General features: G+C 74.0%; 22 protein-coding genes. 13 read left to right on the top strand and 9 right to left on the bottom strand.

Features of this window, described 5'->3' with window-relative positions:
• Positions 1-526 precede the first annotated feature (526 nt).
• Positions 527-1,786 carry a M48 family metallopeptidase gene (locus tag ACPCK6_RS14370; protein WP_423481344.1) on the top strand — a complete coding sequence of 420 codons (1,260 nt, stop codon included), beginning with the start codon at positions 527-529 and terminating at the stop codon, positions 1,784-1,786.
• Positions 1,783-2,907 carry a glycosyltransferase family 4 protein gene (locus tag ACPCK6_RS14365; RefSeq protein ID WP_423481343.1) on the top strand — a complete coding sequence of 375 codons (1,125 nt, stop codon included), beginning with the start codon at positions 1,783-1,785 and terminating at the stop codon, positions 2,905-2,907. Before ACPCK6_RS14370 ends, ACPCK6_RS14365 begins: the two co-directional genes overlap by 4 nt.
• Positions 2,908-2,964: 57 nt before the next feature.
• Here ACPCK6_RS14365 and ACPCK6_RS14360 read toward each other — a convergent pair whose 3' ends face one another.
• The 5 genes from ACPCK6_RS14360 to ACPCK6_RS14340 form a co-directional block, all read right to left on the bottom strand.
• Positions 2,965-4,641 carry a putative bifunctional diguanylate cyclase/phosphodiesterase gene (locus ACPCK6_RS14360; RefSeq protein WP_318336397.1) on the bottom strand — a complete coding sequence of 559 codons (1,677 nt, stop codon included), beginning with the start codon at positions 4,639-4,641 and terminating at the stop codon, positions 2,965-2,967.
• Positions 4,642-4,717: 76 nt separating this feature from the next.
• Entirely contained in the window at positions 4,718-5,530 is an 813-nt protein-coding gene (locus ACPCK6_RS14355; RefSeq protein WP_396882332.1) for an SAM-dependent methyltransferase, read from the bottom strand.
• Positions 5,531-5,725: 195 nt separating this feature from the next.
• Positions 5,726-6,394, bottom strand: a complete 669-nt coding sequence (locus ACPCK6_RS14350) for a response regulator transcription factor (RefSeq protein ID WP_013287678.1) — start codon at positions 6,392-6,394, stop codon at positions 5,726-5,728.
• Between the two features lie 7 nt (positions 6,395-6,401).
• The gene (locus tag ACPCK6_RS14345; protein WP_423481342.1) at positions 6,402-8,096 is read right to left on the bottom strand and encodes a sensor histidine kinase; all 1,695 of its coding nucleotides are present in this window, start codon (positions 8,094-8,096) and stop codon (positions 6,402-6,404) included.
• A gap of 14 nt (positions 8,097-8,110) precedes the next feature.
• Positions 8,111-9,913, bottom strand: coding sequence for an AMP-dependent synthetase/ligase (locus tag ACPCK6_RS14340; RefSeq protein ID WP_396882330.1), 1,803 nt, complete (start codon positions 9,911-9,913; stop codon positions 8,111-8,113).
• Positions 9,914-10,079: 166 nt separating this feature from the next.
• Between ACPCK6_RS14340 and ACPCK6_RS14335 the strand changes: the two genes are divergently transcribed.
• From ACPCK6_RS14335 to ACPCK6_RS14310, 6 genes are all read left to right on the top strand, one after another.
• Positions 10,080-10,535 carry an SRPBCC family protein gene (locus ACPCK6_RS14335; RefSeq protein WP_135241332.1) on the top strand — a complete coding sequence of 152 codons (456 nt, stop codon included), beginning with the start codon at positions 10,080-10,082 and terminating at the stop codon, positions 10,533-10,535.
• Between the two features lie 41 nt (positions 10,536-10,576).
• Positions 10,577-11,212 (top strand): hypothetical protein, encoded by a 636-nt coding sequence (locus ACPCK6_RS14330; protein ID WP_423481341.1) that lies wholly within the window; start codon positions 10,577-10,579, stop codon positions 11,210-11,212.
• 73 nt (positions 11,213-11,285) lie between these two features.
• Positions 11,286-12,233 (top strand): ROK family glucokinase, encoded by a 948-nt coding sequence (locus ACPCK6_RS14325; protein WP_013287673.1) that lies wholly within the window; start codon positions 11,286-11,288, stop codon positions 12,231-12,233.
• Between the two features lies 1 nt (position 12,234).
• On the top strand, positions 12,235-12,933 hold the full coding sequence (locus ACPCK6_RS14320; protein ID WP_423481340.1) for an endonuclease/exonuclease/phosphatase family protein: 699 nt from the start codon (positions 12,235-12,237) through the stop codon (positions 12,931-12,933).
• Positions 12,934-13,281: 348 nt separating this feature from the next.
• Entirely contained in the window at positions 13,282-14,688 is a 1,407-nt protein-coding gene (locus tag ACPCK6_RS14315; protein ID WP_396882325.1) for a flavin-containing monooxygenase, read from the top strand.
• Positions 14,685-15,512 (top strand): alpha/beta hydrolase, encoded by an 828-nt coding sequence (locus ACPCK6_RS14310; RefSeq protein ID WP_396882324.1) that lies wholly within the window; start codon positions 14,685-14,687, stop codon positions 15,510-15,512. Before ACPCK6_RS14315 ends, ACPCK6_RS14310 begins: the two co-directional genes overlap by 4 nt.
• A 15-nt stretch (positions 15,513-15,527) precedes the next feature.
• Here the strand turns inward: ACPCK6_RS14310 and ACPCK6_RS14305 are convergent, their stop codons facing one another.
• Both ACPCK6_RS14305 and ACPCK6_RS14300 read right to left on the bottom strand, forming a co-directional pair.
• Entirely contained in the window at positions 15,528-16,946 is a 1,419-nt protein-coding gene (locus ACPCK6_RS14305) for an alpha,alpha-trehalose-phosphate synthase (UDP-forming) (RefSeq protein ID WP_396882323.1), read from the bottom strand.
• A gap of 172 nt (positions 16,947-17,118) precedes the next feature.
• Complete coding sequence (locus ACPCK6_RS14300) at positions 17,119-17,958, bottom strand: DUF308 domain-containing protein (protein WP_355512734.1); 840 nt, start codon at positions 17,956-17,958, stop codon at positions 17,119-17,121.
• A gap of 186 nt (positions 17,959-18,144) precedes the next feature.
• Here ACPCK6_RS14300 and ACPCK6_RS14295 point away from each other — a divergent pair, with 186 nt between their 5' ends.
• Entirely contained in the window at positions 18,145-18,840 is a 696-nt protein-coding gene (locus tag ACPCK6_RS14295) for a lysophospholipid acyltransferase family protein (protein ID WP_396882322.1), read from the top strand.
• A 3-nt stretch (positions 18,841-18,843) separates the two neighbouring features.
• On the opposite strand, the gene ACPCK6_RS14290 is transcribed toward ACPCK6_RS14295, so the two are convergent.
• Positions 18,844-22,311: an ATP-binding protein gene (locus ACPCK6_RS14290; protein WP_423481354.1), complete on the bottom strand. Its 3,468-nt coding sequence runs from the start codon at positions 22,309-22,311 to the stop codon at positions 18,844-18,846.
• A 139-nt stretch (positions 22,312-22,450) separates the two neighbouring features.
• Here ACPCK6_RS14290 and ACPCK6_RS14285 point away from each other — a divergent pair, with 139 nt between their 5' ends.
• On the top strand, positions 22,451-22,693 hold the full coding sequence (locus ACPCK6_RS14285; protein ID WP_135241323.1) for a hypothetical protein: 243 nt from the start codon (positions 22,451-22,453) through the stop codon (positions 22,691-22,693).
• A gap of 62 nt (positions 22,694-22,755) precedes the next feature.
• Here ACPCK6_RS14285 and ACPCK6_RS14280 read toward each other — a convergent pair whose 3' ends face one another.
• The gene (locus ACPCK6_RS14280) at positions 22,756-23,448 is read right to left on the bottom strand and encodes a Crp/Fnr family transcriptional regulator (RefSeq protein ID WP_013287664.1); all 693 of its coding nucleotides are present in this window, start codon (positions 23,446-23,448) and stop codon (positions 22,756-22,758) included.
• A 247-nt stretch (positions 23,449-23,695) separates the two neighbouring features.
• Between ACPCK6_RS14280 and ACPCK6_RS14275 the strand changes: the two genes are divergently transcribed.
• The 3 genes from ACPCK6_RS14275 to ACPCK6_RS14265 all read left to right on the top strand — a co-directional run.
• Positions 23,696-24,199 carry a polyadenylate-specific 3'-exoribonuclease AS gene (locus tag ACPCK6_RS14275; protein WP_013287663.1) on the top strand — a complete coding sequence of 168 codons (504 nt, stop codon included), beginning with the start codon at positions 23,696-23,698 and terminating at the stop codon, positions 24,197-24,199.
• Positions 24,200-24,257: 58 nt separating this feature from the next.
• Positions 24,258-24,761, top strand: coding sequence for a pyridoxamine 5'-phosphate oxidase family protein (locus ACPCK6_RS14270; protein ID WP_423481339.1), 504 nt, complete (start codon positions 24,258-24,260; stop codon positions 24,759-24,761).
• A gap of 178 nt (positions 24,762-24,939) precedes the next feature.
• The coding region (locus ACPCK6_RS14265; RefSeq protein WP_423481353.1) for a 6-phosphofructokinase at positions 24,940-25,947 on the top strand (1,008 nt) is incomplete at its 3' end.

The following is a 25,947-nucleotide window of genomic DNA, read 5'->3' as shown; positions in this document are numbered from 1 at the left end:
TGCCCGCTGCCCGCTGCCCGCTGCCCGCCGGCTTCCGCCTGCCGCTGAAGGAGGGCCGCCCCGGGGTGCTCAGGGCGTCCGTCGGGATCACCCCGTCCACCGCTCGCCGATCGGGCCCGTGCCGGCAAGCTCTTCCCACCCCGGCAAGGGCCATCGATCTTCAAGTTGTGGTGCCCAGGATGTCCGAGTAGCCACGTTTGTCGGCCGCCATAACTCCAAGATCGCAGAGGCTTCGGGGCGGCACGGGCGGGAGTTCCTCGTTCGGTTTGTTGCTGCGTCGAGCGCCGCCCATCGGGCGAGACCGGCGTTTCGCGAGGTGGGATCTCGGAGCCGGGAGTCCTTGACAACCCCACTCACAGATCGGCGCACGGGTGGGCTGGGGCCGCGCGCGGGCGGGGCGGGGCGGGGCGGGCGGGACCGCGTGGCGGGCACGGCGGTCCCGCTTGCGCGGCCGGGCAATAGGATGAGCGGTCACGGCGGGAGGGGGCGGGATGACGCGGACCGGGCACGACGGCGAGGTGGGGCGGTGACCCCGCGCGCCTGGGCGCTGCTGACCCTGGGCGGCCTGGTGGTCGCGCTGCTCGTGGCGGTGGCGCTGCTGGTGCCGTGGAGCCGGCCGCCGGCGCCCCGCGCCGACCAGCTCGCGGCACTGCGTGACCTCCCGGCCGAGCAGGTGGGCCGGGGCCGGGCCTTCCACGGCGCGCTGCGCCCGGCGGCCTGGTCGGCGCTCGCGGTCGGGCTGGTGGTGGCGCTGCTGCTCGGACTGACCCCGCTGGGCGGGCGCCTGGTCGAACTGGTCGGCCGGCCCTTCGGTGGGCACTGGATCGCGCAGGCGGTGCTCGGCGGGCTCGCCGTCATGTTCCTCGCCGACCTGCTCACGCTGCCGTTCGCGGCCTGGCGCCGCACCGTGCTGGTCCGCTACGGGCTGAGCACCCAGAGCTGGGGCGGCTGGGCCGTCGACCTGCTCAAGTCGTACGCGGTCAGCGCGGTGATCGGCGCGCTGGTCCTGCTCGGCTTCTACACGGTGGTGCGGCTCGCCCCGCGCTGGTGGTGGGCGTTCGGCGCGGCCGGCGCGGCGGCCCTGGTGGTGGTGCTGTCGTTCGTGCTGCCGGTGCTGGTCGAGCCGGTGTTCAACCGGTTCACCCCGATGGAGCCGGGTCCGCTGCGCACCGAGCTGACCGCGATGGCAGCCCGGGACGGCGTACCGGTGCGCGACGTGCTCGTCGCCGACGCGTCCCGGCGTACCAGTGCGGTGAACGCGTACGTCTCCGGGCTCGGCCCGACCCGGCGGGTGGTCGTCTACGACACGCTGCTGCGCGAGGCGGAACCGGCCGAGGTGACCAGCGTGGTCGCCCACGAGCTGGGGCACGCCAAGGACCGGGACGTGTGGACCGGCACCGTGCTCGGCGCGCTCGGTGCCGCCGCCGCGGTGGTGGCGCTCTACCTGATCGGCTCGTGGACGCCGCTGCTGCGGCTCGCCGGTGTCGACTCGATCGCCCAGCCGCGGGCGTTCCCGTTGCTGATCGCGCTGGTCACGGTCGCCGGGCTGCTCGCCACCCCGGCGCAGGCGCTGGTCTCGCGCCGGATCGAGGCCCGCGCCGACGCCCACGCGCTGGCGCTCACCGGCGACCCGGCGACGTTCGAGGCGATGCAGCGCCGGCTGGCCGGGGTCAACCTGGCCGACCCGGACCCGCCGCGCTGGGAGCGCCTCTGGTCGGCCACCCACCCGTCCACCGTGGAGCGGATGGCCGCCGCCCGCGCCTACGCCAGGGAGTCCGGCCGATGAGCCGCACCTTGCTGATCACCAACGACTTCCCGCCGCGCCCCGGCGGCATCCAGTCGTTCGTCCACAACCTCGCGGTGCGCCAGCAGCCCGGCTCGGTGGTGGTGTACGCGTCGAGCTGGCGCGGCGCGGAGAAGTTCGACGCCGACCAGCCGTTCGAGGTGGTCCGGGAACGGACCCGGGTGCTGCTGCCCACCCCGCTGATCGCCCGGCGGGCGGCGCGGCTGGCCCGCGCGTACGACTGCGACACCGTGTGGTTCGGCGCGGCGGCCCCGCTGGGGCTGCTCGCCGCGGGCTTGCGGCGGCGGGCCGGGATCCGCCGGGCGGTGGCGCTGACCCACGGGCACGAGGTCGGCTGGGCGGCGCTCCCAGGCGCCCGGTCGGCGCTGCGCCGGATCGGGCGGGGCGTGGACGTGACCACCTACCTCGGCGAGTACACCAGGGCGCGGCTGGCCCGCGTGCTGGACGGGCTGACCGAGCTGCGGCGCCTCGCGCCCGGCGTGGACGTGGACACCTACCACCCGGACGTCGACGGCGGGCGGGTCCGGTCACGGCTCGGGCTGTCCGACCGGCCGGTGGTGGTGTGCGTGTCGCGGCTGGTGCCCCGAAAGGGCCAGGACATGCTGATCCGCGCGCTGCCGGAGATCCGCCGCCGGGTGCCCGACGCCGCGCTGCTCGTGGTCGGCGGTGGCCCGTACCGCTCGACGCTGGAGAAGCTGGCCCGGCAGACCGGGCTGGAACGCGACGTGGTCTTCACCGGCTCGGTGCCCTCGGCCGAGCTGCCCGCGCACTACGCGGCCGGCGACGTGTACGCGATGCCGTGCCGCACCCGCAACCGGGGCCTGGACGTGGAGGGCCTCGGGATCGTCTACCTGGAGGCGAGCGCGACCGGGCTGCCGGTGGTGGCCGGTGACTCCGGCGGCGCGCCGGACGCGGTGCGCGAGGGGGAGACCGGGTACGTGGTCGGCGGCCGGGACGTGGCCCAGCTCGCCGACCGGGTGGCCACGCTGCTCGCCGACCGAGACCTGGCCCGGCAGTTCGGCGCCGCCGGCCGCGCCTGGGTGGAGCGGGAGTGGCGCTGGGAGACGCAGGCGCAGCGGATGGCCGCCCTGCTGGTCGGCTGACCACCGACGGCCGCGCGCCGGGCCGCCGGCCGCAGCGGGCCGAGGGCGGCAGCGCGGTCAGGAGGCCGCGTCGACGTGGGCGGGCACCCGGCCCAGGTGCGGCGCGGCCGGGCCGGGACGGCCGAAGTGCCAGCCCTGCCCGGCGTCGCAGCCGATCGCGCGCAGCCGGTCCGCCTGGTCCGCCGTCTCCACGCCCTCGGCGGTGACGGTGAGGTCAAGCGCGTGCGCCAGCGACACGAGCGAGGCGAGGATCCGCTCGTCGGTGCCGCAGCCCGGCGCGCGCAGGCCGGTCACGAACTCGCCCGCCACCTTCAGCTCGTCGACCGGCAGGTCCCGCAGGTATGCGAGGTTGCAGTAGCCGGTGCCGAAGTCGTCGATGGCGACCCGGACCCCGAGGTCACCGAGCACCCGTAGCGCGCGCACCGGCTCGACCACAGTGCTCATCATGGTGCTCTCGGTGATCTCCAGTTGCAGCCGGTGCGGCGGCAGGCCGGTGCGCCCGAGCACACCGCGTACCTCGGTGACCAGGTCGGTGCGGTGCAACTGCCGGACGGCGAGATTGACGCTGACGAACGGCGCATCGCCGTCCGCGCCCGGCCAGGTGCCCGCCTCGCGGCACGCCTCGGCCAGCACCCAGCTGCCGAGCCGGACGATCAGCCCGGTCTCCTCGGCCAGCGGGATGAAGCTGTCCGGCCGCAGCACGCCCAGCTCCGGGTGACGCCAGCGCACCAGCGCCTCCATGCCGAGCACCCGCCCGTCGCGCAACGACGTCAGCGGCTGGTAGTCGAGGTAGAACTCGCCCCGGTCCAGCGCGGCGGGGATCGCCGCGGACAGCGCGTAGCGGGCCAGCTCGCGGCGGTTGCGGTCGGCGTCGAACAGCGACCAGCGGGCCCCGCCGGCGGCCTTGGCCCAGTGCAGCGTGCTGTCGGCCGCGCGCATCAGGTCCATCGGCGAGGTGCCCGCGACCGGGCGTTCCACGATGCCGATGCTCGCGGACACGGTCAGCTCGTGGCCGTCGACGAGCGCCGGTTCGCGTACCGCGGCAAGGGCCGCCTCGGCGACCTTCACCACGTCGTCGGTGCCCGCGGTGCGTTCGACCAGGATCACGAACTCGTCGCCGCCGAGCCGGGCGACCAGATGTTCGCCGAGCGCCCGGTGCAGGCGCTGCGCCACCGTCACCAGCAGCGAGTCGCCGATCTGGTGGCCGAGGGAGTCGTTGACGACCTTGAACCGGTCCAGGTCGAGGAAGCAGACACCGACCCGGTCGGCACCCCGCCCCGGCGCGGTGATCGCGGCGGTCAGCCGTTCGGTGAACAGCGTGCGGTTCGGCAGGCCGGTGAGCGGGTCGTGGGTGGCCTGGTGCCGGAACCGGGCCTCGCTGTCGCGCAGCGCCCGTTCCGCCTGCGCCCGGGCCATCATGGCGGCGCGGCGGATGGACTCCTGCTCGTCCAGCGTGCGGTCGCGCAGGGCGCGGGCGTACCCGGTGGCGACGGTGGCGAGCAGCCGGGCCATCCGGTCCTCGACGTCGTCGACGACCAGATCGAGGTCGCGCACCAGGCGTAGCTGGATCACCTCGACGGTGCGGCCCAGCCCTTCGGCGGAGGCGATGTGCGCCTGCACCAGCTCCGCGCCGACCTGCTGGCCGATCCGCAGGTCGAACGGCTCGGCGCGCAGCGCCTGCGCCAGCCGGTCGGTGAGCCGTTGCAGCATCTCCTCCAGCTGCGACTGGGTCATCGGCAGGTAGCTGGTGCCGGACACCGCCTTGGCCCAGGCCCGGGCGAACACGCCGGGCCTGCTGCGGGCCGCGTCGTCACCCACCGAGCCGCCCGACCCCGCCCATGAACACGGCCCGTTCGGCGTTCTCCGCCTGGTCGGGGGAGTCCGGCCGCCACTGCGGCACCCACACCACACCCGGGTCGACCAGCTCGAAGCCGTCGAACAGCGCGGTCAGCTCGGCCCGGCTGCGGATCCAGAGCTGGCTGTCGGTACGCCGGTAGACCCGCTCCGCCTCCGCCCGCTCGCCGGTGCCGGCCCGGCCGTCCTCGCTGGCCTGGGAGAGCACCAGGTGGCTGCCGGGCGCCAGCGCCCCGCGCAGCGTCCGCAGGATCTCCTCGGGGCGGTCGGCGTCCGGGACGAAGTGCAGCACCGCCACGATCATCACGGCGACCGGCCGGGTGAAGTCCAGCAGCCGGGTGACCTCCGGGTGGGCCAGGATCGCCTCCGGGTTGCGCAGGTCCTCCTGGAGCACGGCGGCGTGCGCGTTGCCGGCCAGGATCTCCTGGCTGTGCGCCACCGCCACCGGGTCCACGTCGACGTAGACCACGCGCGACTCAGGGTCGATCCGCTGGGCGATCTCGTGCACGTTGCCGACGGTCGGGATGCCGGAGCCGATGTCGAGGAACTGGCGGATGCCGGCCTGGGCGAGGTACTGCACCGCCCGGCGCAGGAACGCGCGGTTGGCCTGCGCCATCAGCGGCGCCTCCGGCACCGCCTCCACCATCGCGCGGGCGGCCGCCCGGTCGGCGGCGAAGTTGTGCGAGCCGCCGAGGTAGTAGTCGTACATGCGGGCGACGCTGGGGCGCTCGATGTCGATCGTCTCGGGTGCCCAGTCCGGCCGCTGCATGTCCTGCCCCTCGGGTGTCGGCGACACGCGGTCGTCACCGCCGCGCGGATCACCCGGGTATTCTGCCCCTCCGCCGACGCGCTGCAAAGACCGCCGTCACTGCGCGTCCGGCCGCTCACCGTCAGCGACCAGCCGGGGCCGGAAACGCCGAGAGGCCCGCGTCCGTGGCGGACGGGGCCTCTTCGGCGGTACGCGTCAGAACTTCGGCGCGTCCGGGGCCTCCAGCAGCCCCAGCCGCAGCGCCGTCATCAGCGCCTGCGCCCGGTTGGCGGCGCCCAGCTTCTCGTAGAGCTTGGAGATGTGGGTCTTGGCGGTCGACTCGCTGACGAACAGCTGCTTGGCGATGCCGGCCACGCTCATGCCGTCGGCGAGCAGCCGCAGCACCTGGCCCTCGCGGGGGGACAGCTGCGGGCCGGACGGCGCCAGCCGGCGCTTCATCGCCTCGGCCAGGTCGGCGGCGGTGAACGCGCTGGGGGAGGAGGCGGCGTGCCGGGCGGCGGCCACCACCTCGTCGGCCGGGGCGGTCTTGGGCACGAACGCGCTCGCACCCGCCTCCAGGGCGCCGAAGAGCTGGTCGTCACCGGCGTACATGGTGAGCACGACGATGCCCATGGACGCGCTGGACTTGCGCAGGGCGCGGGTGGCCTCCAGGCCGCTGCCGTCGGGCAGGCGGAGGTCCATGATCACCACGTCGGGCTGGAGCGCGCCGGCCTGGCGCACGCCCTCCGCCGCGGTGGCCGCCTCGCCCACGACCTCGAACTGACGGTCGCGCTCGAACGCGTGACGCAGCCCCTTGCGGATGAGGTCGTGGTCGTCGACCAGGAGAACCTTGGTACGGGTGGCCGGTGTCGGACTGCTGGTCATCCTCGGGTTACTCCCCTTCTGCTGCTGCGGCGCTGCCGCGCACCTTATCGCGCCGGGGCGACGAACCGAGCACCACCGCCACAGTCGTCCCACTCGGCTGCCGCGGCCTGATCTCCAACCGGCCTCGGATACGTTCCGCCCTCTCGGCCATGATCGCAAGGCCATAGTGCCCGTCCGGGCGCTGGTCACCGATGCCGTGACCGTCATCCGACACTTCGATTCGGGTGTACGGGGGATCCACCTCGCACGTGACCCACAGGTTCGACGCGCCGGCGTGCTTGCGCGCGTTCGTCACCGCCTCCTGCGCGATGCGCAGCAACTCGGCCTCGGTGGCGGCGGGCAGCCGGGCGGTGGACTCGTCCAGCGACAGGTGCACCCGCAGGCCGCCGGACGCGCCGACGGTGCGGGCGTACTCGGCGATGGCGGCGGCCAGGCCACCGTGCCGGTCCACCTCGCTGCGCAGCTCGAACAGGCTCAGCCGCAGCTCGGTGATCACCCGGGTGACCTCCTGGCGCAGCATCCGCAGCGAGTCGGCGGTCTCCTCGGCGTCCTCGTGCACGGTGGCGAGCGCGTTGTCGATGCCGTACCCGACCATGACCAGCTCCTGGGCGACCCCGTCGTGGATCTCCCGGGCCAGCCGCTGCCGCTCCTCGTTCGTCGCCAGCGAACGCACCTCGTCGAAGAGCAGCGCCGCCTCCAGCCGTAGCGCCGCCGGGCCGGTCAGCGCCGTCACCCGGGACACCACCGGCGGCGGGTACGCGGCGGCGGTGTCCGCCTCGATCACCACCAGGCCGACCGTGCGTACGCCCGCCACCAGCGGGACGATCAGCGCGGAGACCTCACCGGAGTGCCGGGACCGGGCCTGCGAGCGGGCCGAGACGGTCGGCTGCTGGGTGGCCCAGGCGTCGGCGATGGCCGAGTCGGCGTCGAGCGTGGTCTCCCAGTCGACCCGGTCCGCGCCGATCTGCGCGAGCACCACGAGCCGGCCGCCGCCGCTGGCGGACAGCACCGCGCCCCGGTCGGTCTTGGCGACCACCCGCAGCTCCTCCAGCAGGTGCTCGGAGATGCCGCCCGGGTCGAGGGTGGCGCCGGGCAGCTGGCGGGCGACCGTACGGAGCTGGGTGAGCAGGCGGGTCGCCTCGGCGTACGGCTGGGGTTTGCCCTCGCCGCGCACCCGCATGACGCGCTGGAGCGTGCCGGCGGTGTAGAGGCCGAGCCCGGCGAGGATCAGCCACTGGGCGCAGACCGCGAGGTAGCCGACCTGGCCGAGCTGCGGCCCGCCGTCCACCTGCGTGAACGCGGCGCTGGCCAGCAGCGTCGCCGCCGCCACCGCGAGCAGCGCGGCACCCTCGCGGAACCGGCGGCTGAGCGCGGTCACGGTGACCGGCACGGCGAGGTACGGCAGCACCGCCGAGGCCCCCACCCCGCCGGTCACGCCGGACAGGTGGGTGTCGGCGGCGACCTGGCTGGCGGCCAGCCCGAGCACCAGCACCTCGGCGAAGCGGCTGATCGGGGCGAGCAGACGGTGTTGGGGGGCGAGCACGGCGGGCAGGCCGGCGACGCCCAGCAGCGCGATCCACCAGAGCTGGGTGGCGTCGCGGGTGGCGAACAGGGTCAGGGCGGCGACCAGCGCGAGGAGGACCGCGCGAGCCGCCGCCGCGAGGGGCTGCGTCGACGGCTGGCGGGATGTGGAGGCGGGCACGTGACGGATGGTAGTCAGCCCCGGTAGATCTCGGCGATCTCCGAGGCGTACGTCTTGTGCACGACCTGACGCTTGACCTTCAGCGACGGGGTCAGCTCGCCGGTGGTCTCGGTGAAGTCCTGCGGCAGGATCCGGAACACCTTGATCGCCTCGGCCTTGGAGACCGCCTGGTTGGCCTGGTCGACTGCGGACTGCACCTCGGCGCGCAGCGCCGCGTCGTCGCGCAGCTCGGCCATGCTCGTGGTCTCCGGGCGCCCCTGCCCGGCCAGCCACTTCGGCAGCGCCTCCTCGTCGATGGTGACCAGCGCGGCGATGAACGGCTGCCGGTCGCCGACGACCACACACTGGCTGATCAGCGGGTGCGCCCGTACCTGGTCCTCCAGCACCGCCGGGGCGACGTTCTTGCCGCCGGCGGTCACGATGATCTCCTTCTTGCGGCCGGTGATGCTCAGGTAGCCGTCGTCGTCCAGGTGCCCGAGGTCGCCGGTGCGGAACCAGCCGTCGGTGGTGATCGCCTCGGCGGTGGCCGCGTCGTTGTGCCAGTAGCCCTGGAAGACGATGTCACCGGCGATCAGGACCTCGCCGTCGTCGTCGATCCGGATGGTCACGCCGGGCAGCGGGCGGCCGACGGTGCCGATCCGGGTGCCGGTGGGCAGGTTGGCGGCGGCGGCCGGCGAGGTCTCGGTGAGGCCGTACCCCTCGCAGATGGTCACCCCGACGCCGCGGAAGAAGTGCCCGAGCCGCGCGCCCAGCGGCGCGCCGCCGGAGATGGCGTCGCGGCACCGGCCGCCCATCGCCGCCCGCAGCTTGCGGTAGACCAGCTTGTCGAAGAGGGCGTGCTGCGCGCGCAGGCCCAGCCCGGGACCGCCGGGCAGCTCCTGCGCCTCGCTCCACGCGATGGCGACCTTCTCCGCGCGGTCGAAGATCTTGCCCTTGCCCTCGGCCTCGGCCTTCTGCCGCGCGCCGTTGTAGACCTTCTCGAAGACCCGGGGTACGGAGAGCACGAACGTCGGCTTGAAGTCCTGCAGCTCGGCGACCAGGTTCTTGGTGTCCGCGCAGTGCGCCATGGTGGCCCGGGCGTGCACCACGCCGACCTGGATGAGCCGGGCGAAGGCGTGCGCGAGCGGCAGGAACAGCAGGGTGGAGGCGCCCTGGCGGAACAGGTTCGGCAGCACCGGCACCGCGTTGGCGATGTCGGAGTAGATGTTGCGGTGGGTCAGCACGCAGCCCTTGGGCCGTCCGGTGGTGCCGCTGGTGTAGATGATCGTGGCGACGTCGTCGGCCTTGAGCAGCGAGCGGCGGGTCTCCACCTCGGCCCGGTCCACCGACGCGCCGGCGGCGACCAGGTCGTCGACCGCGCCCAGGTCGATCTGCCAGACCTCGCGCAGCTCGGGCAGGCGGTCCCGGACGCCGGCGACCATGGTGGCGTGCGCGGTGCTCTCCACCACCACGGCGACGGCGCCGGAGTCGCCGAGGATCCAGGCGGCCTGCTCGGCGCTGGACGTCTCGTAGATCGGCACGGTCACCGCGCCGGCCGCCCAGATCGCGTAGTCGAACAGGGTCCACTCGTAGCGGGTGCGGCTCATCAGGCCGACCCGGTCGCCGGGGGAGACGCCGGCGGCGATCAGGCCCTGCGCCACCGCCACGACCTCGTCGCGGAACTGGCGGCAGGTGACATCCTCACGCGCGTCCGTCCCGGCGGCGGGGCGGACGAACTGCACGGTGTCCGGGGCGACCTCGGCGTTTTCCCAGACCGGGTCGGTCAGGTTGGCCGCGTCGCCGACGGTGACGATCGGCGGGACGGAGAACTCGCGCACCTGCACTCCCTCGTGCTCTACCGGCGGGGGCCGGCCTGGTCGGCTCTGTCGAAACCTACCCGCACACCCCGGGGGGTCTGCCAGGGAGGTTGCCCGCCCGGCTGGTGGGACGCCGTCCGGCGGGTGGAGCGGGACCGGGCGGGAGCCGGCCGGGTAGCCTCCCCCCATGGCGGACTCCTCCACCCAGTCGATCATCATCGGCGCGTCACCGGACCGGGTGGCGGCCGTCATCTGCGACTTCCCGAGTTATCCCGAGTGGGCCGAGGCGGTACGCCGGGCCGAGGTGATCGAGGAGTACGAGGACGGCTACGCCAGCCAGGTCCGGTTCACGCTCGACGCGGGCGTGATGGCCGACGAGTACGTGCTGGCCTACGAGTACGCCGAGGACATCTCCCGGATCGAGTGGCACCTGGTCGCCCCGTCGAAGATGCAGCGCTCCCAGCGCGGGTCGTACGACCTGGTGGGCAACCCGGACGGGACGACCACGGTGACGTACACCCTTGAGGTGGAGCTGTCCGTGGCGATGCTCGGCATGTTCCGCCGCAAGGCCGAGAAAATGATCATGGACGCGGCGTTGAAGCAGCTCAAGCGCCGGGTAGAAGCACCCGGTGCGGCGCAATGATCCGACCGTCGTCCCGGTAGTCACGCTGGAGGAGCCGAACCATGGGCACCACTGATCCGGGTTCGGCCCGGGAAGAGGCCGAGCGCCTCGTCGCCACACTGCTCGCCGGCGCGAAGATGGCCGCCGCCGCACCCGGCTCGGGTGCCTGGGGTCCGCTCGGTGGGATCCTGTCCGGTGTCCTCGGTCACACCCCGCCCGGCGCCGGCCCCGCTCCGGAGACACCCGCGCCCGCCGCTTTCGCCACCGGCTCGCCGGAATGCTGTGTCTGCCCCGTCTGTCGTGGTATCGCCGCCTTGCGCGACCCGAGTCCGGAATTCGCCGAGCTGCTCGCCACCGGCGCCGGGGACCTGGCGGCCGGGGTGGCGAGCCTGCTGCGCGCGTTCACCCCCGCCGAGCCGGCGCGAACCGCCGGCGACGGCACACCCGCGCCGGACGGATCCGGGGACCACGTGTGGCGCGAGGCGACCCGTACCGGGCATGATTCTCAGCCGGTACCCGAGCAGGACGTGTGGTCCGCCGCCACCCGGGGGGAGGGCGCGGCCGATTCGGGTGCCACCGCCGACGCCGCCGGGCCGCCGGAGCCGGACACGAGCCGGACACCGGCCGGCCGTCCCGTGGTGCCCGCCTCGCGGGCGTCCGGAGAGGTGGGCGCGGACGCACCAGGCGACGGGGCCTGACCACCGGACATCCCGGGACCGTACGGCCGGTTCGGCCGGTCTCCGGGCAGCACAGCAGAGGGGAGTGGCAGCGGTGACGCTGACCATCGGAGTCGACGTCGGTGGCACGAAGGTGGCCGGCGGTGTCGTGGACGACGCCGGCACGGTACTCGTGCAGACGCGACGGGACACCCCCGCCGACGACGTGGCCAAGACCCGCGACGTCATCATCGAGGTGGTCACCGAACTGGCCGCCGGTCACGCCGTGGAGGCGGTCGGCATCGGCGCCGCCGGCTGGATCGACGCCTCCCGCTCCACCGTGCTGTTCGCCCCGAACCTGGCCTGGCGGGACGAGCCGCTGCGCACGTACGTCGGCGACGCCACCGGCCTGCCGGTGATCGTGGAGAACGACGGGAACGTGGCCGCCTGGGCGGAGTTCCGCTACGGCGCGGCCCGCGACGCCGACGACTCGATGGTCATGTTCACCATCGGCACCGGCGTCGGCGGCGGCATCGTGCTCGGCGGTGGCCTGGTCCGCGGCGCCAACGGCATCGCCGCCGAGCTGGGCCACATGCTCACCGTGCCGGACGGCCACCAGTGCGGCTGCGGCCGGCTGGGCTGCATCGAGCAGTACGCCAGCGGCAGCGCTCTGGTCCGCTTCGCCCGCGCCGCCGCCCGGCAGGAGCCGCACCGCGCGGCCGCGCTGCTGGAGCTGGCCGGGGGCGAGGCCGAGACGATCACCGGCCCGATGGTGACCGCCGCCGCGAAGGGCGGCGACCCGGTCTCCACCGAGGCGTTCGCCCAGGTCGGCCGCTGGCTCGGCACCAGCCTCGCCGACATGGCGCAGATCCTCGACCCGCAGGTGCTGGTGGTGGGCGGCGGCGTGATCGACGCCGGTGACCTGCTGCTCGGCCCGACCCGGCGGTCCTTCGCCGACGCGCTGGCCCAGCGCAGCCGCCTGCCCGTCGCCGAGGTGCGCCCGGCCGAGCTGGGCAACACCGCCGGCGTGATCGGCGCCGCCGACCTGGCCCGGCGGATCTGACATGACTGATGCGGGTGTGCCGCTGCGGGTCGTGTCGTACAACATCCACAGCCAGCGCGACGACACCGCCGCGCTCGCCGAGGTGGTCCGTGCGGCCGCGCCGGACGTGGTGATCGTCCAGGAGGGACCGCGCCGGTTCCGGTGGCGGCAGAAGACCGCCGCGCTGGCCGAGTCGTTCGGCATGGTGGTGGCGGCCGGTGGCCTGCCGTCGCTGGGCAACGTGCTGCTGACCAGCCTGCGGCTGCGGGTCGTCGACACCGACTGCCAGCGGTACCCGCTGACGCCGGGACGGCACATGCGCGGCGCCGCGTACGCGCACTGCCGGGTCGGCGGCGTCGACGTGCTGCTGGCCGGCTCGCACCTGTCCACCGACCCGGCCGAGCGGCCGGCCCAGGCGGCGGCGTTCAAGCGTGAGCTGGACGCGTCCACGCTGCCCGTGGTGGCCGGTGCCGACGTCAATGAGGGCCCGGACGGGCCGGCCTGGCAGACACTCGCCGAAGGGCTCACCGACACGGCGCTCGCCGCCGACCGGGCCGACCGGCACACGTTCTCCTGCGCCGACCCGCGCCGCCGCATCGACGCGCTCTTCGTCGATCCCCGGATCACCGTGGTCGACTACGACGTGGTGGACACCCCGGCGGCCCGAAGGGCCAGCGACCACTTCCCGGTCCTGGTCGACCTGCTGCTGCCCACCGCCTGACCGGCACGGACCCGCCGCCAGGACCACCGCTTCGCCGCCTTTGCTCTGCTGCCACATACGCACCAGCTACCCGCCGTGACCGCCGGGCCGCGTCCCGGCCGGCGGGCCGCGCGACGTCGGCGCAGCTCCCGGCGGTGCTGCGTCCGTGGCGGCAGAGCAAAGGGCGAAAGAGGGTACGCCTCCGGCGCGGCCGGTCCACTCACGCTCGGTGACCGGCCCGGCGGTGGCGCTGTGTCAGGAGGACCGGGCGGGTCGGCGGCGCCGGATCCGGTGGCTGGACAACGGCGGGCATTCTCGGCAGGATTTCGCTCCGACCCGGCACGCGTGCCGCACAAAGGAGATTTCCCGGTGTCCTCCTCCACCGACCTCGGCCGCCCCGATCCGGACCGGACGGACGTCCCGGTCCGCGACGACCGCCCGGTCTCCGACCGTGGTGACACGGTCTGCGTCATCGGCGCCGGCGCCAGCGGCCTGGCCGCCGTGAAGAACCTCCGCGAGGCCGGCTTCGGCGTCGACTGCTACGAGCGGGAGACGGGCGTCGGCGGCGCCTGGAACTGGCGGCACGACCGCAGCCCGGTGTACGGCAGCACGCACCTGATCTCGTCCCGGCCGTTCACCCAGTTCCCCGACTTCCCGATGCCCGACGACTGGCCGGACTACCCGCACCACAGCCAGTTGCTGTCCTACTTCGAGCGGTACGCCGACCACTTCGACCTGCGCCAGCACGTCTGGTTCGGCACCGAGGTGGTCCGCGTCGAGCCGGTCGCGGGGGACCGCTGGGACGTGACGACGCGCAGCACCGGCGGCTACGGCCCCGAGCGCACCTCCCGGTACGCCGCGGTGGTGCTCGCCAACGGCCACAACTGGTCGCCGAAGCTGCCCCGCTACGAAGGGCTGGAGGAGTTCCGCGGCGAGGTCATGCACGCCTCGTCCTACAAGGACCCGGCGCAGTTGCGCGGCAAGCGGGTGCTCGTGGTCGGCGCCGGGAACACCGGCTGCGACATCGCGGTCGAGGCGGCGCAGCAGGCGTCGCACTGCTGGCACTCCACCCGCCGCGGCTACTGGTACGCCCCGAAGTACGTCCTCGGCCGCCCCGCCGACCAGGTCAACGACACGCTGCTGGCGCTGCGGGTGCCGCTGCGCGTACGGCAGTGGCTCTACCACTGGACGCTGCGGCTGACCGTCGGCGACCTGACCCGGTTCGGCATGCCGAAGCCGGACCACCGGGTCTACGAGACGCACCCGATCGCCAACAGCCAGCTCGTCTACTACGTCGGCCACGGCGAGATCACCCCGGTGCCGGACGTGGCCCGCTTCGACGACCGCGCGGTGGAGCTGACCGACGGCCGCCGCATCGATCCGGAACTGGTCGTCTTCGCCACCGGCTACCTGCCGCGCTTCGAGTTCCTCAAGGGCCGGGTGCTCGGCGACGAGGACGGATCCGGGCGGCCCCGGCTGTGGCTCAACGCGTTCACCGCCGGTCATCCCACGCTCGCCGTGGTCGGCCTGGTGCAGCCGGACTCCGGCATCTTCCCGATCTCGCACTGGCAGAGCGTGCTGTTCGCCCGGCTGCTCACGCTGCGCGCCACCCGGCCGGAGCGGGCCGCCGCGTTCGACCGCAGGGTCCGGGACGGCCTGGGGGAGCGGTACTCGGCGAAGGTCAAGGACAGCACCCGGCACTGGTTCGAGGTCGGGCACGCCGACTACCTGCGCGCGCTCCAGCGGGCGCTGCACGAGCTGGAGGAGGGTAAATGACGGCGGCCGAGCGGGTGCGGGTGGTCCGGTCCTGGGAGTGGGCCCGGCCGGAACGGCCCGCCCGCCGGGAGGTGCTCGCCGCCCTGCCGGAGCGGGAGGAGGCGAAGCCGCCGCTGCTGTTCGTGCCCGGGTTCGGGCACGGCGCGTGGGCCTTCGCCGAGCACTGGCTGGGGCACGCCGCCGGTCGCGGCTTCCCGGCGTACGCGCTGAGCCTGCGCGGGCACGGCGGCAGCGAGCCGGCGCCGGAGGCGACGCTGCGGTCGTACACCCATGACGTGACGCAGGTGGCGGCGAGCCTGCCGCGGCAGGCGGTGCTGGTGGGGCACGGCGCCGGCGCCCGGGTCGTGGCGCACGCGATGGCCCGCTACCCGGCGCGGGCCGCGGTGCTGGTGGCGCCGGTGCTCGGCGGCTGGGCGACCTTCGGCACGGCGTTGCGGCGCAACCCGGTGGGCACGGTGCCGGCGGTCTTCGGCGCCGGGCTGCGGCTCAACCGGCGGCAGTTGTTCAGCCGGGAGCTGCCGGACGCCGACGCGCGGCGGCACCTGGCCCGGCTGGGCCGGGCCGGGCGGCGGGCGCAGTGGCAACTGCTGACCGGCCGGTCCCCGGAGCCGGCGGTGGGCCGCCCGCCGGTGCTGGTGCTGGGCAGCCCGGACGACCGGGTGCTGCCGGCGACGGCGCTGACCAGGGCCGCCCGGCGGTACGCCTCGGCACCGCTGCTCTTCCCCGGCATGGGACACGACCTGATGCTCGACGCCCGCTGGCGGGAGCCGATCGACGCGATCCTGGACTGGCTGGACAAGGACCCGGCGCCCGCCCAGGGGTGAGCGCCGGGGCTCCGGTCACCGGGCGGCGGGGCGGCGGCCGACGAGCGTCCCGCTCTCCTCCAACGCGCTGAGGTAGGACGCCGCCCAGGCGTGGATGTCGTTGTGGGCCAGGTGGTCGCGCATCGCACGCATCCGGGCCTCGACGTCCTCCGGGCCGGCGCGCAGCGCGGCCAGCAACCCCTGCTTGAGGCCGTCGAGGTCGTGCGGGTTGACCAGGTACGCCTGCTCCAGCTCGGAGGCGGCGCCGGCGAACTCGCTCAGCAGCAGCGCGCCGGTGCCGTCGACGCGGGCCGCCACGTACTCCTTGGCGACCAGGTTCATGCCGTCGCGCAGCGGCGTCACCGCCATCACGTCCGCGACCCGGTAGAGCGCCACCAGTTCGGCGCGGTCGAAGGGCTGGGAGAGGTAGTGGATCGCCGGTTCGCCGACCCGGCCGAACTCGCCGTTGATCCGGCCGACCTGGTGCTCCACCCGGTCGCGCAGGATCTGGTACTGCGCCACCCGGTCGCGGCTGGGCACCGCGACCTGGACCAGCACCGTGTCGCGGACCTTGATGTCGCCGTTGGCGAGCAGCTCCCGGTACGCCTTGAGGCGCTGCTCGATGCCCTTCGTGTAGTCCATCCGGTCGACGCTGAGGATCACGTGCTCGGGCCGGCCGAGATCCTGCCGTAGCCGGCGGGCCCGCTCGGCGACCTCGGGGCGGGCGGCGAGCGCGGACACCTCGGCGGTGTCGATGGCGACCGGGAAGGCGCCGATGCGCACCACCCGGCCGTCCACGCCGATCCGCCGGTCGGTGGCGGGCAGGCCGAGCACCTTGGCGGCGAGCTGGGCGAAGTTGTGCGCGGCCTGGGCCCGCTGGAAGCCGACCAGGTCGGCGCCGAGCATGCCGCGCAGCAGCTCGGCCCGGCGGGGCAGCTGCATGAACAGTTCCGGCGGCGGGAACGGCACGTGCAGGAAGAACCCGATCCGCAGGTCGGGGCGCAGTTCGCGGAGCAGGCCCGGCACCAGCTGGAGGTGGTAGTCCTGCACCCAGACCAGGCCGCCCGGCTCGGCCACCTGGGCCGCGGCCTCGGCGAACCGCTGGTTGACCCGCTGGTACGCCTCCCACCAGCGGCGGTGGTACTCCGGCTGCTCGACGGCGTCGTGGTAGAGCGGCCAGAGGGTGGCGTTGGCGAAGCCCTCGTAGTGGTCGCGGAAGTCCTCGGCGCTCAGTGGCACGGTGTGCATGCGCACGCCGTCCACATCCGGCAGCTCGGGCGCGGGACCGGTGCCGCCGGCCCACCCCACCCAGGTGGCGGGTGTCTGCCGCAGCAGCGGGTGCAGGGCGCTCACCAGGCCGCCGGGGCTGCGGCGCCACTCGAAGGCGCCGTCGGGCGCCACGCTGTCGTCGATGGGGAGGCGGTTGGCCACCACCACGAGGGGGCTCTGTCGCATCTCGGGCAATCCGCTCAGCAGGGGACCGGCGACCCGGAAGGAGACGCAAGCCGGACAGCCGGTGCGGGACGTGACGTTCAGCCTATTCCTACTGACTGTAAGTTACACGCTTGTTACGCCCCGGCCCAGGGCGGGCGGCGTCCCGGCATCCGGGCAGCGCCCGGCGGCGGTGTCAGACGACCGCGCCGTCGTCCGGGTCGTGGTCGTCCCGGTCGCCCGGACGCAGCCGCCAGATCAGCATCACGAAACCGGCCAGGATGCCGGTGAAGCCGAGCAGCGTGACCACCGACGGGTCGACCAGCGACACCACGGTGGGGGACAGGAACAGCAGGAAGCCGAGCACGATGCAGGCCACGCCGAGCACCGCGTACTTGGAGAAGCGGGGCAGCGGGGGCGGCGGGGGCGGGGTGTAGTGATCCTCGTCCGACGCCTCGTCGGGCAGGTTCGCGCCGAACGTGTCCAGGCCGTCGAGCAGCGAGGGCTCGTCGTGGCGGTCCCGGCTGAGCGAGACGCCGGAGACGTCGGCGGCGTACGGCAGCCGGCGCACGTCGGTGGCGGTCGGCCCGGCGGGCTCCTCGGCCCGGCCGCCCGCGGCGGTGCCCGGCGCGGGCGGGTCGTCCACGTCCTCGGCGGCGGGCCAGGGGTGGCTGCCGGCGCTCGGCGTGGTGTGGAAACCGGCGACGATCTTCGCCCACTCGGCCTCGATGTCGGGCTCGTCGGCGCGCGGCGGGTCGCCCGCGCCCTCGTCGGCGAGCTGGGTCAGGTAGTCGCGGGCGGTGGTCAGGTGCGACCTGTCGACGTAGAGCCGGTCGACCGGGCGGGCCGGGACGGTGGTGGTGCGGGTCACCGGGTTCAGGTCGGCCGAGGGCTGGAGGTAGGCCGCGATGCCACCGGCGGCGAGCACGTCGAGCAGGTGCTCGCCGACGCGTGGATCGACGTCGCCCGCGACCGCGTACTCGGCCGCGTCGAGCCCGTTGTCCCGTCGTCCCCGACGGGGCCCGCCCCCTGACACCGGACACCCCCTTCGCCGATCCCTGCCCGTGCCCTGAATCGTGACACGTCGGCACCCGGTTCCGGGAGTGCGTTGTGGCGTGCCGCTCGTCGTTCGTACCCTCTTCCCGGACTCCCGTGGGCGCCGCCGGCGCCCGCGGGGCCACGCGGCGACCCGTCCGCCGCCACCGACACGGGAAGGACGCCGGTGCTGTACTGGCTGCTGAAGTACGTCGTTCTCGGCCCGCTGCTGAGGCTGATCTTCCGTCCGCAGGTGGAAGGGCTGGAACACGTTCCGGCCACCGGCCCGGTGATCCTGGCCAGCAACCACCTCTCCTTCTCGGATTCGATCTTCACACCGCTGATCGTCAAGCGAAAAGTCACCTTCATCGCGAAAGCCGAATACTTCACCGGTAAGGGACTCAAGGGCCGGCTCACCAAGATGTTCTTCGTCGGCTCCGGCACCATCCCGGTCGACCGCTCCGGCGGGCGGGCCGCCCGCGCCGCCCTCGACACCCAGCTCTCCGTGCTGCGCGCCGGTGGCATCGCCGGGATCTACCCGGAGGGCACCCGCTCGCCGGACGGCCGGCTCTACCGGGGCAAGACCGGCGTGGCGCGGCTGGCGCTGGAGAGCGGCGCCCCGGTCGTGCCGATGGCCATGCTCAACTCCGACGCGATCCAGCCCACCGGCCAGATCATCCCGAACCTGGGCCGGGTGCGGATCCGCTTCGGGCCGCCGCTGGACTTCTCCCGCTACGCCGGGATGGCCGGCGACCGGTTCGTCGAGCGGGCGGTCACCGACGAGATCATGTACGAGCTGATGGAACTGTCCGGCCGCGAGTACGTCGACACGTACGCGCAGAAGGCCAAGAGCGCCGCGGCACGGCAGCCGGTCCCGGCCTGACCCTCAGCCCGCCCCGGCGATCCGGAGCAACCCGCTGGCGGCGTGCCGGCCGGCGAACGCGCGTACCCGGTCCAGCGTCGCCGCCGCGGCCGGCGGATCCGCCTCGGTGAGCGGCCCGACCGCCAGCGCGGACGCGATCATCTGGTCGGTGACGTCGGTCATCTCCGCGTACCCCTCGGCCGCGGTGAGGAGCAGCCGGCCCGCCCGCGCGGCGTCGCCGTCACCCCGGGCCAGCGCCGCCTCGGCCGACCGCCCGGCGGCCCGCGCCCAGCGGGTGGTCCGCGGCGAGCGCGCCAGCAGGTCGCGCACCAGCACCGCGGCGTCGCCGCCGAGCAGCGCGGCGACGTGGCCGACCGCCGGCACCCACTCGGCGAACGGGATCATCCGGGTCTGCCGCCAGTCCTCGTCCAGCTCGGACAGCAGCGCCACCGCCTCGTCCCGGCGGCCCTGCACCGCGCGGCAGAGCGCGGCGTGCGCCAGCGTGGAGCGCAGCACGCGCTGGAAGCCGCTGCGGCGGGCCGCCACGAGCGCCTGGTCCACGAGGTCCTCGCCGGTGCCCGGGCCGGCCGGGTCGTCGCCGAGCGCCCGGATCCAGCCGGACACGGCCACGATGTGCAGGTCCCACTCGTCGGTCGGGCGCCGCGTCGACCCCTCGGCCATCCGCAGCGCCGACGTCCAGTCCCCGCTGTAGTACGACCGGGCCCACTGGTCGCTGAAGCTCACCGTCAGGGCGTGCTCGCCGGCCAGGTCCAGGGAGCGCTGCTCGTCGACCAGCCGCGCCGAGCCGGCCAGGTCACCCTCCTCCTGCAGCACCCAGGCCAGGTTGTGCACCGCGCGGCGGCGGCTGGTCAGCCGCTCCACCCGGCACTCCTCGGTCACCTCGGCCAGTTCGGCGTACGCCTCCTCGGCACCGGCCTGGTAGCGGACCACGGCGAGCGTGATGCGCGCGTTCGCCCGGGCCTCGCGCAGCCCCAGCCGCTCGGCCAGCTCGGCGGCGGTACGCGCGGCCGCGCACGCCGGCTCCGTCTCCGCGTCGAGCATGTGCGCCCGGGCCAGCTCCAGCAGCACGCCCACCTTGTCCTCGCTGTCCGGCAGCGTGGCGTGCAGCCCGATCGCGCGGTCCAGGCAGCGCATCAGCTCCGAACGGTCGGCCCGCGCGAACGCCGCAGTGGCCAGCAGCCGCCACGCCTTCGCCGCGCCGGGCCGGTCACCGGCGCCGGTCAGCCGGTCGGCCAGCGTGGTGAGCAGCGCCGTCCCGCCACCGTCGAGGAAGCCGTCACGGTCCCGGTAGAACGCCAGCTCGGCCCGGAACAGTTCGAGTGCCGGGTCCGGGCCGCACTCCACGCTCAACGCGCGGTCCACGAGCGTGGCGGCGGTCTCCAGCGCGTGCAGGTCGTACGCCCGGCGGGCGGCCCGGTGCAGCGCGGACCGGGTCGCGGCGGCGTGCGGGGCCTGGTCCAGCCCGACGGTACGGGCGATCTCGTGCGCCGCCCAGCGATGGTTGGCCAGCACCTCGGCCAGGTCGTGCTGCCGGCCGTCGGCGAGCTGCTCCAGCCAGTCGGCGGTGCGCTGGTGCCGGGCGACCCGCTCGGCGCGGGGCAGCCGCTGGTAGCAGACGTCCCGGACCAGCACGTGCCGGAACCGGTACTCCGCCTGGCCGGGCATGGTCGAGACGGGCAGCTCGTAGACGAGGTCACGCCGCTGGAGGTGGTGCAGCGCGCGCTCGACCCACTCCACCGGGCGGCCCAGCGCCAGCGCCACCGGCGCGGCCCAGAACTGCACGCCGACCACCGAGGCGGCCTGGAGCACCGTGCGGTCGGCCGGGTCGAGCAGGTCCAGCCGGTTGGCGATGACCGCCTGCACGGTACGCGGCATCCCGGCGCCGCCGACGGGGTCGACGAGCGCGAGCGCGGCGGTCCGCTCGGCCAGCCCGCCGTCGAGCAGCATCCGCGCGTACTCCTGGGCGTAGAGCGGGTTGCCGTCGGCGAACTCGATCAGCGGCGCGCGCGCCTCCTGCGGCAGCGTGGCCTGACCGAGCAGCAGTGAGTAGAGCGTGTCGATGTCGCCGTCGTGCATCGGCGGCACCGAGATGGACATCGCCCCGCTGATCGTGCCGGTCCAGGCCGGGTGCCGTTCGCGCAGCTCCGGCCGCGCGGTCGCGACGACGAGCAACGGCACGTTGCGGGCCGCCGCGCCGAGCTGCTCGACGAAGGACAGCATCGCCTCGTCGGCCCAGTGCATGTCCTCGAAGACGAGCACCGTGGGACCGGTCGCGGCCAGGGTGAGCAGGAACCGCCGCCACGCCGCCTCGGTCTCGGCCGAGGTGAGCCGTTCCCCGGAGACGCCGACGAGCGGGCCCAGCGCCTCGGCCAGCCGTACCGCGTGCGGGTCGGCGAGCCGGCCCAGCTGCTCGCGCAGCCGGTCCCGGCTGGCGGCCGGGTCGTCCGCGCCGGTCAGCCCGGCCCAGCTCCGGACGATGTCGGCCAGCGCCGCGTAGGTGACGTTCTCGCCGAACGGCGGGCACTGGCCGGTCAGCCAGGTGACCCGGGTACCGGGCAGGCTGGCGGCGTGCCGGGCCAGCTCACGCAGCAGCCGGCTCTTGCCCACCCCGGCCGGGCCGAAGACGGTGAGCAGCTGCGAGGTGCGCTCGGTGAGCGTGCGGTGCAGCGCGCTGACCAGCAGGCCCCGCTCGTGGTCCCGGTCGACCATCGGGGTCAGCTCGGCGGTCTGCCCGTCGCGCCGGGGCCGTGCCCGCACGGCCAGCCAGATCCGGCTCACCGCGGACCGGCCGCGCAACGTGACCGGCGGCTGGTCGTCGTACTCCATCTCGCGCCGGGTGGCCGCCCAGGTGCTCTCGTCGACCACCACGCCGCCGACCGGGGCCAGCCCCTGCAACCGGCTGGCGGTGTTCACCACGTCGCCGGTGACGAACGCCTGGCCGCCGTCGCGCGCCGCGGCCAGGTCGACCAGGGCCTCGCCGGTGGCGATGCCGACCCGGAACCCGAGCGGCGGATGCGGGCCGGCCGGCTGCCGGGCCAGGCTGCGTTGCAACTCCAGCCCGGCGCGTACGCAGCGCAGCGCGTCGTTGTCGGTGGCGACCGGTGCGCCGAACAGCGCCATGACCGCGTCGCCGATGTACTTCTCCACCACGCCGCCGTACTGGTGCACCAGCCGGCGCACGGTGGCGAAGTAGACCTGTTGCAGGCTGCGGGCCTGCTCCGGGTCGGCCCGCTCGGCGTATGTCGTGAAGTCGACGATGTCGATGAAGAGCACGCTCACCTGGCGGCGGTCCTCCTGCACCGTGACCGCGTGGTCGCGCAGCGGCTGACCGCAGTTGGTGCAGAAGTTGGCGCCGCTGTCGTTGGCGTGGCCGCAGCCTGGGCAGGCAGCCGCAAGCGGGCGACCGCACCCACCGCAGAAACGGTCGTCCGGCCCGGCGGTCCGGGTGCAGTGTCCACAGGTGAGGTCGATGTCCGGCTCCGTACGCGTGAGGTCCCCAGTGTCCCGCGCGGCCGTGCAGTCGGGTACCCGACGGGTCGGCGGGACGTCACGGCTGTTCGGCCGGGTCTAGTCTCCCCTAGCAGGAAGTCCCGTCGACAGGGAGTTTGCCGTGCACGTCCGGCTGTCCGCCTCATGGACCGATCCACGGGGGACGGTGTGGGCCGTCGGCGACACGGTCGACGTGGACGCCGTAACCCTCGCCGAACTGGAGGAAAAAGGCATGGTGGAGCAGCCCGCGGGTAGCGGATCGACCGAGACCACGACCACCACGACGACCCCGCCGAAGAAGACCGACCCGTCGAAGATCGGCCCGGGCCCGAGCTCGCCCCCGGCCGACACCAAGGACGACTGACCGGCGTACGACGAACGCGGCGGGGGCCGGCGGGACGACCGCCGGCCCCCGCCGTCGTCGTGTCAGCGGTCGTTCATGCCGGCCCGGCGGCGCAGCGCGGCCACGTCGGTGACCACGATGCGGCGCCCTTCGGTGCGCAGCCAGCCCCGGCTGGCGAACGAGCCGATGGCCTGGTTGACGCTCTGCCGGGAACCGCCCGCCATCTCGGCGAGCTGGCTCTGGTTCAGCTCGATGGTGATCATCGGGGCCTGGCTCTCGCCGGCGAGCCGGACCAGCGTCTTTGCGACCCGGCCGGGCAGGTCGAGGAAGACGTGGTCGGCGTTCTGCTCGGTGAGCCGGCGGATCAGCTGGCCCAGCGAGCGCATCACCGCGTCCAGGATGCGCGGGTTGGAGTGCACCAGTTCCATGAACGCGGGCCGGGACAGCGCCAGCGCGGCGCAGTCCTCGATCGCCTCGGCCGACGCCGAGCGGGTGGAGGCGTCCAACAGGGACACCTCGCCGAGCACGTCCGGGGGTCGGATCACCGACAGCACCGCGCGTTCGCCGGTCGGGGCGGTGCGGAACACCGCCACCGCGCCGCGGCGCAGCACGATCAGCGACTCGCCGGGATCGTTCTCGACGAAGAGCAGCTGGCCCTTGCGGTAGGTGCGCGGTACGGCCGCGGCGATGACACGCTGCCGCACCTCCGGCTCGAGCCCGGCGAACATCTCCACACCCGTGAGCGCGTCACCCGGCTCCGGCAGGCGAGACTCCACGGCTCAACCCCTCCCCGGTCAGAAGTCACGACTCGCACACCGGGTGAAGCTGTCATTCCCGGTACGAGGCAGCTCAACCGGTTCGGCGCCCGACGGCGGTACACATCAGATCATGACGCTCTCGTCGCGTGCTGTACACCCCCGGAAACACTTCCGTGACCATGCCCGGCCGCCGCCGGCACGCCCGCCGACCTCGGCGGACGCCCCGGCGACCGGTCCGCGCCGGTGATGGGCGAGGATGGGGGCGATGGTCTACCGCTATTTCTACGACTGCGAATTCATCGAGGACGGCCGCATCGTCGACCTGGTGTCGATCGGCGTCGTCGACGAGTACGGCCGCGAGTTCTACGCGGTCTCCACCGAGTTCGACGACTCCCGTGCGGTGCCCTGGGTGCGGCGCAACGTGCTGGACAAGCTCCCGTCGCCGGCCGACCGGGCCTGGCGCTCCCGCGCGCGCATCCGCGACGACCTGCACGAGTTCCTGCTGGAGCCGGTGCGGGACCGGCCGGGCGAGCAACTGGAGCTGTGGGCCTGGTACGCCGCCTACGACCACGTCGTGCTGGCCCAGCTCTGGGGCGCGATGCCGGCGCTGCCCCGGGAGATCCCCCGCTTCACCAAGGAGCTGCGCCAGCTCTGGGACGACCGGGGGCGCCCCCGGCTGCCGGACGCCGAGGCCGACCGGCACGACGCGCTCGTGGACGCGCGGCACAACCTGGCGCGGTGGCGGGCGATGACGGCGCGGGAGGTTTGACCGGTTCCGCCCAGGGCACGGGAGCGGCATCTACGCCGATCCGAGACAGGAGTGCCCCATGAGCAATGAGCCGACAAACGCCGCGGACGCCCGCCGCCGGGTCACCGAGCTGATCAGGGACGCCCGGATCTGCCTGCTCACCACCACCGGCGTGGACGGGCGTCTGATCAGCCGCCCGATGGGGTTGCAGGAGGCGGACTTCGACGGCGACCTCTGGTTCTTCGCGTACGCCGATTCGGCGAAGGTGCGGCAGATTCGGGTCAACCCGCAGGTCAACGTCGGTTTCTCCGACCAGCGTCACCACGCCTGGGTGTCGGTCGCCGGCACCGCCACCGAGGAGTGGGACCCGGGCCGGGCGAAGGAGTTGTGGAGCCCGCTGCTGAAGGCGTGGTTCCCGGACGGGCTGGACACGCCCGGGATCACGTTGATCAAGGTGCACGCCGGGTCGGCGGAGTACTGGGACTCGCCCGGCAGCGCCGTTGTCAACCTGCTCGGCTTCGCCAAGGCGGCGGTGACCGGCAAGCCGCCGAAGGCGGGGGAGAACCACGAGGTCAGCTACTGACGGGTAGCCCGTCCGCCGTCCGGGACGGCCCGGGGTGCGGTGCCGGCGTACACCTGCGCCGACTACAGTGCGCAGTGACGGCCCGCCCCGGGCCGGCAACGGCGCCGATGGTCTGATCTGACACATATCCTGGGGCTTATCCGGGCTTCACCTGATGCTCCAGGAGGATGAGCAGATCATGCGTATCGGCGTGCTCACCGGCGGCGGCGACTGCCCAGGTCTCAACGCGGTGATTCGGGCGGTGGTCCGCAAGGGCGTCGCCACCTACGGTCACGAGTTCGTGGGCTTCCGGGACGGCTGGAAGGGCCCGCTCGAGGGCCTGACCAAGCCGCTCGGCATCGCCGAGGTGCGTGGCATCCTGCCGCGCGGCGGCACCATCCTCGGCTCGTCCCGCACCAACCCGTTCAAGATCGAGAACGGCGTGGAGCGGATCAAGGACAACCTCGCCGCCCAGGGCGTGGACGCGCTGATCGCGATCGGCGGCGAGGACACGCTCGGCGTCGCCACCAAGCTGCACGAGCTGGGCGTCAACGTCATCGGTGTGCCGAAGACGATCGACAACGACCTCGGTGCGACCGACTACACGTTCGGCTTCGACACCGCCGTCAACATCGCCATGGAGGCGATCGACCGGCTGCACACCACCGCGGAGAGCCACCACCGCACCCTGGTGGTCGAGGTCATGGGCCGGCACGCCGGCTGGATCGCCCTGCACGCCGGCCTCGCCGGTGGCGCCAACGTGATCCTGCTGCCGGAGCGGCAGTTCGACGTCGAGCAGGTCGCCGGCTACGTCGAGAAGCGCTTCCAGCACCAGTACGCCCCGATCGTCGTGGTCGCCGAGGGCGCCCAGCCGCTGGACGGCCAGATGGTGCTGCACAACCAGGAGCTGGACGCGTTCGGTCACGTCCGTCTCGGCGGCATCGGCCAGTGGCTGGCCGAGCAGCTGGAGGCGAAGACCGGCAAGGAGGCCCGCACCGTGGTGCTCGGCCACATCCAGCGCGGTGGCACCCCGACCGCGTTCGACCGGGTGCTGGCCACCCGGCTCGGCCTGCACGCGATCGACGCCGCGCACGAGGGCGACTGGGGCAAGATGGTCGCGATGCAGAGCACGGACATCGTCCGCGTCCCGCTAGCCGACGCCACCCGCGAGCTGAAGACCGTGCCGCTGGAGCGGTACGCCGAGGCC

The organism is Micromonospora sp. AB353 (assembly GCF_049538395.1).
Lineage (GTDB): Bacteria > Actinomycetota > Actinomycetes > Mycobacteriales > Micromonosporaceae > Micromonospora > Micromonospora aurantiaca.
Note: the sequence above shows the minus strand (reverse complement) of the source record. Positions and strands in the feature narration are given on the sequence as shown.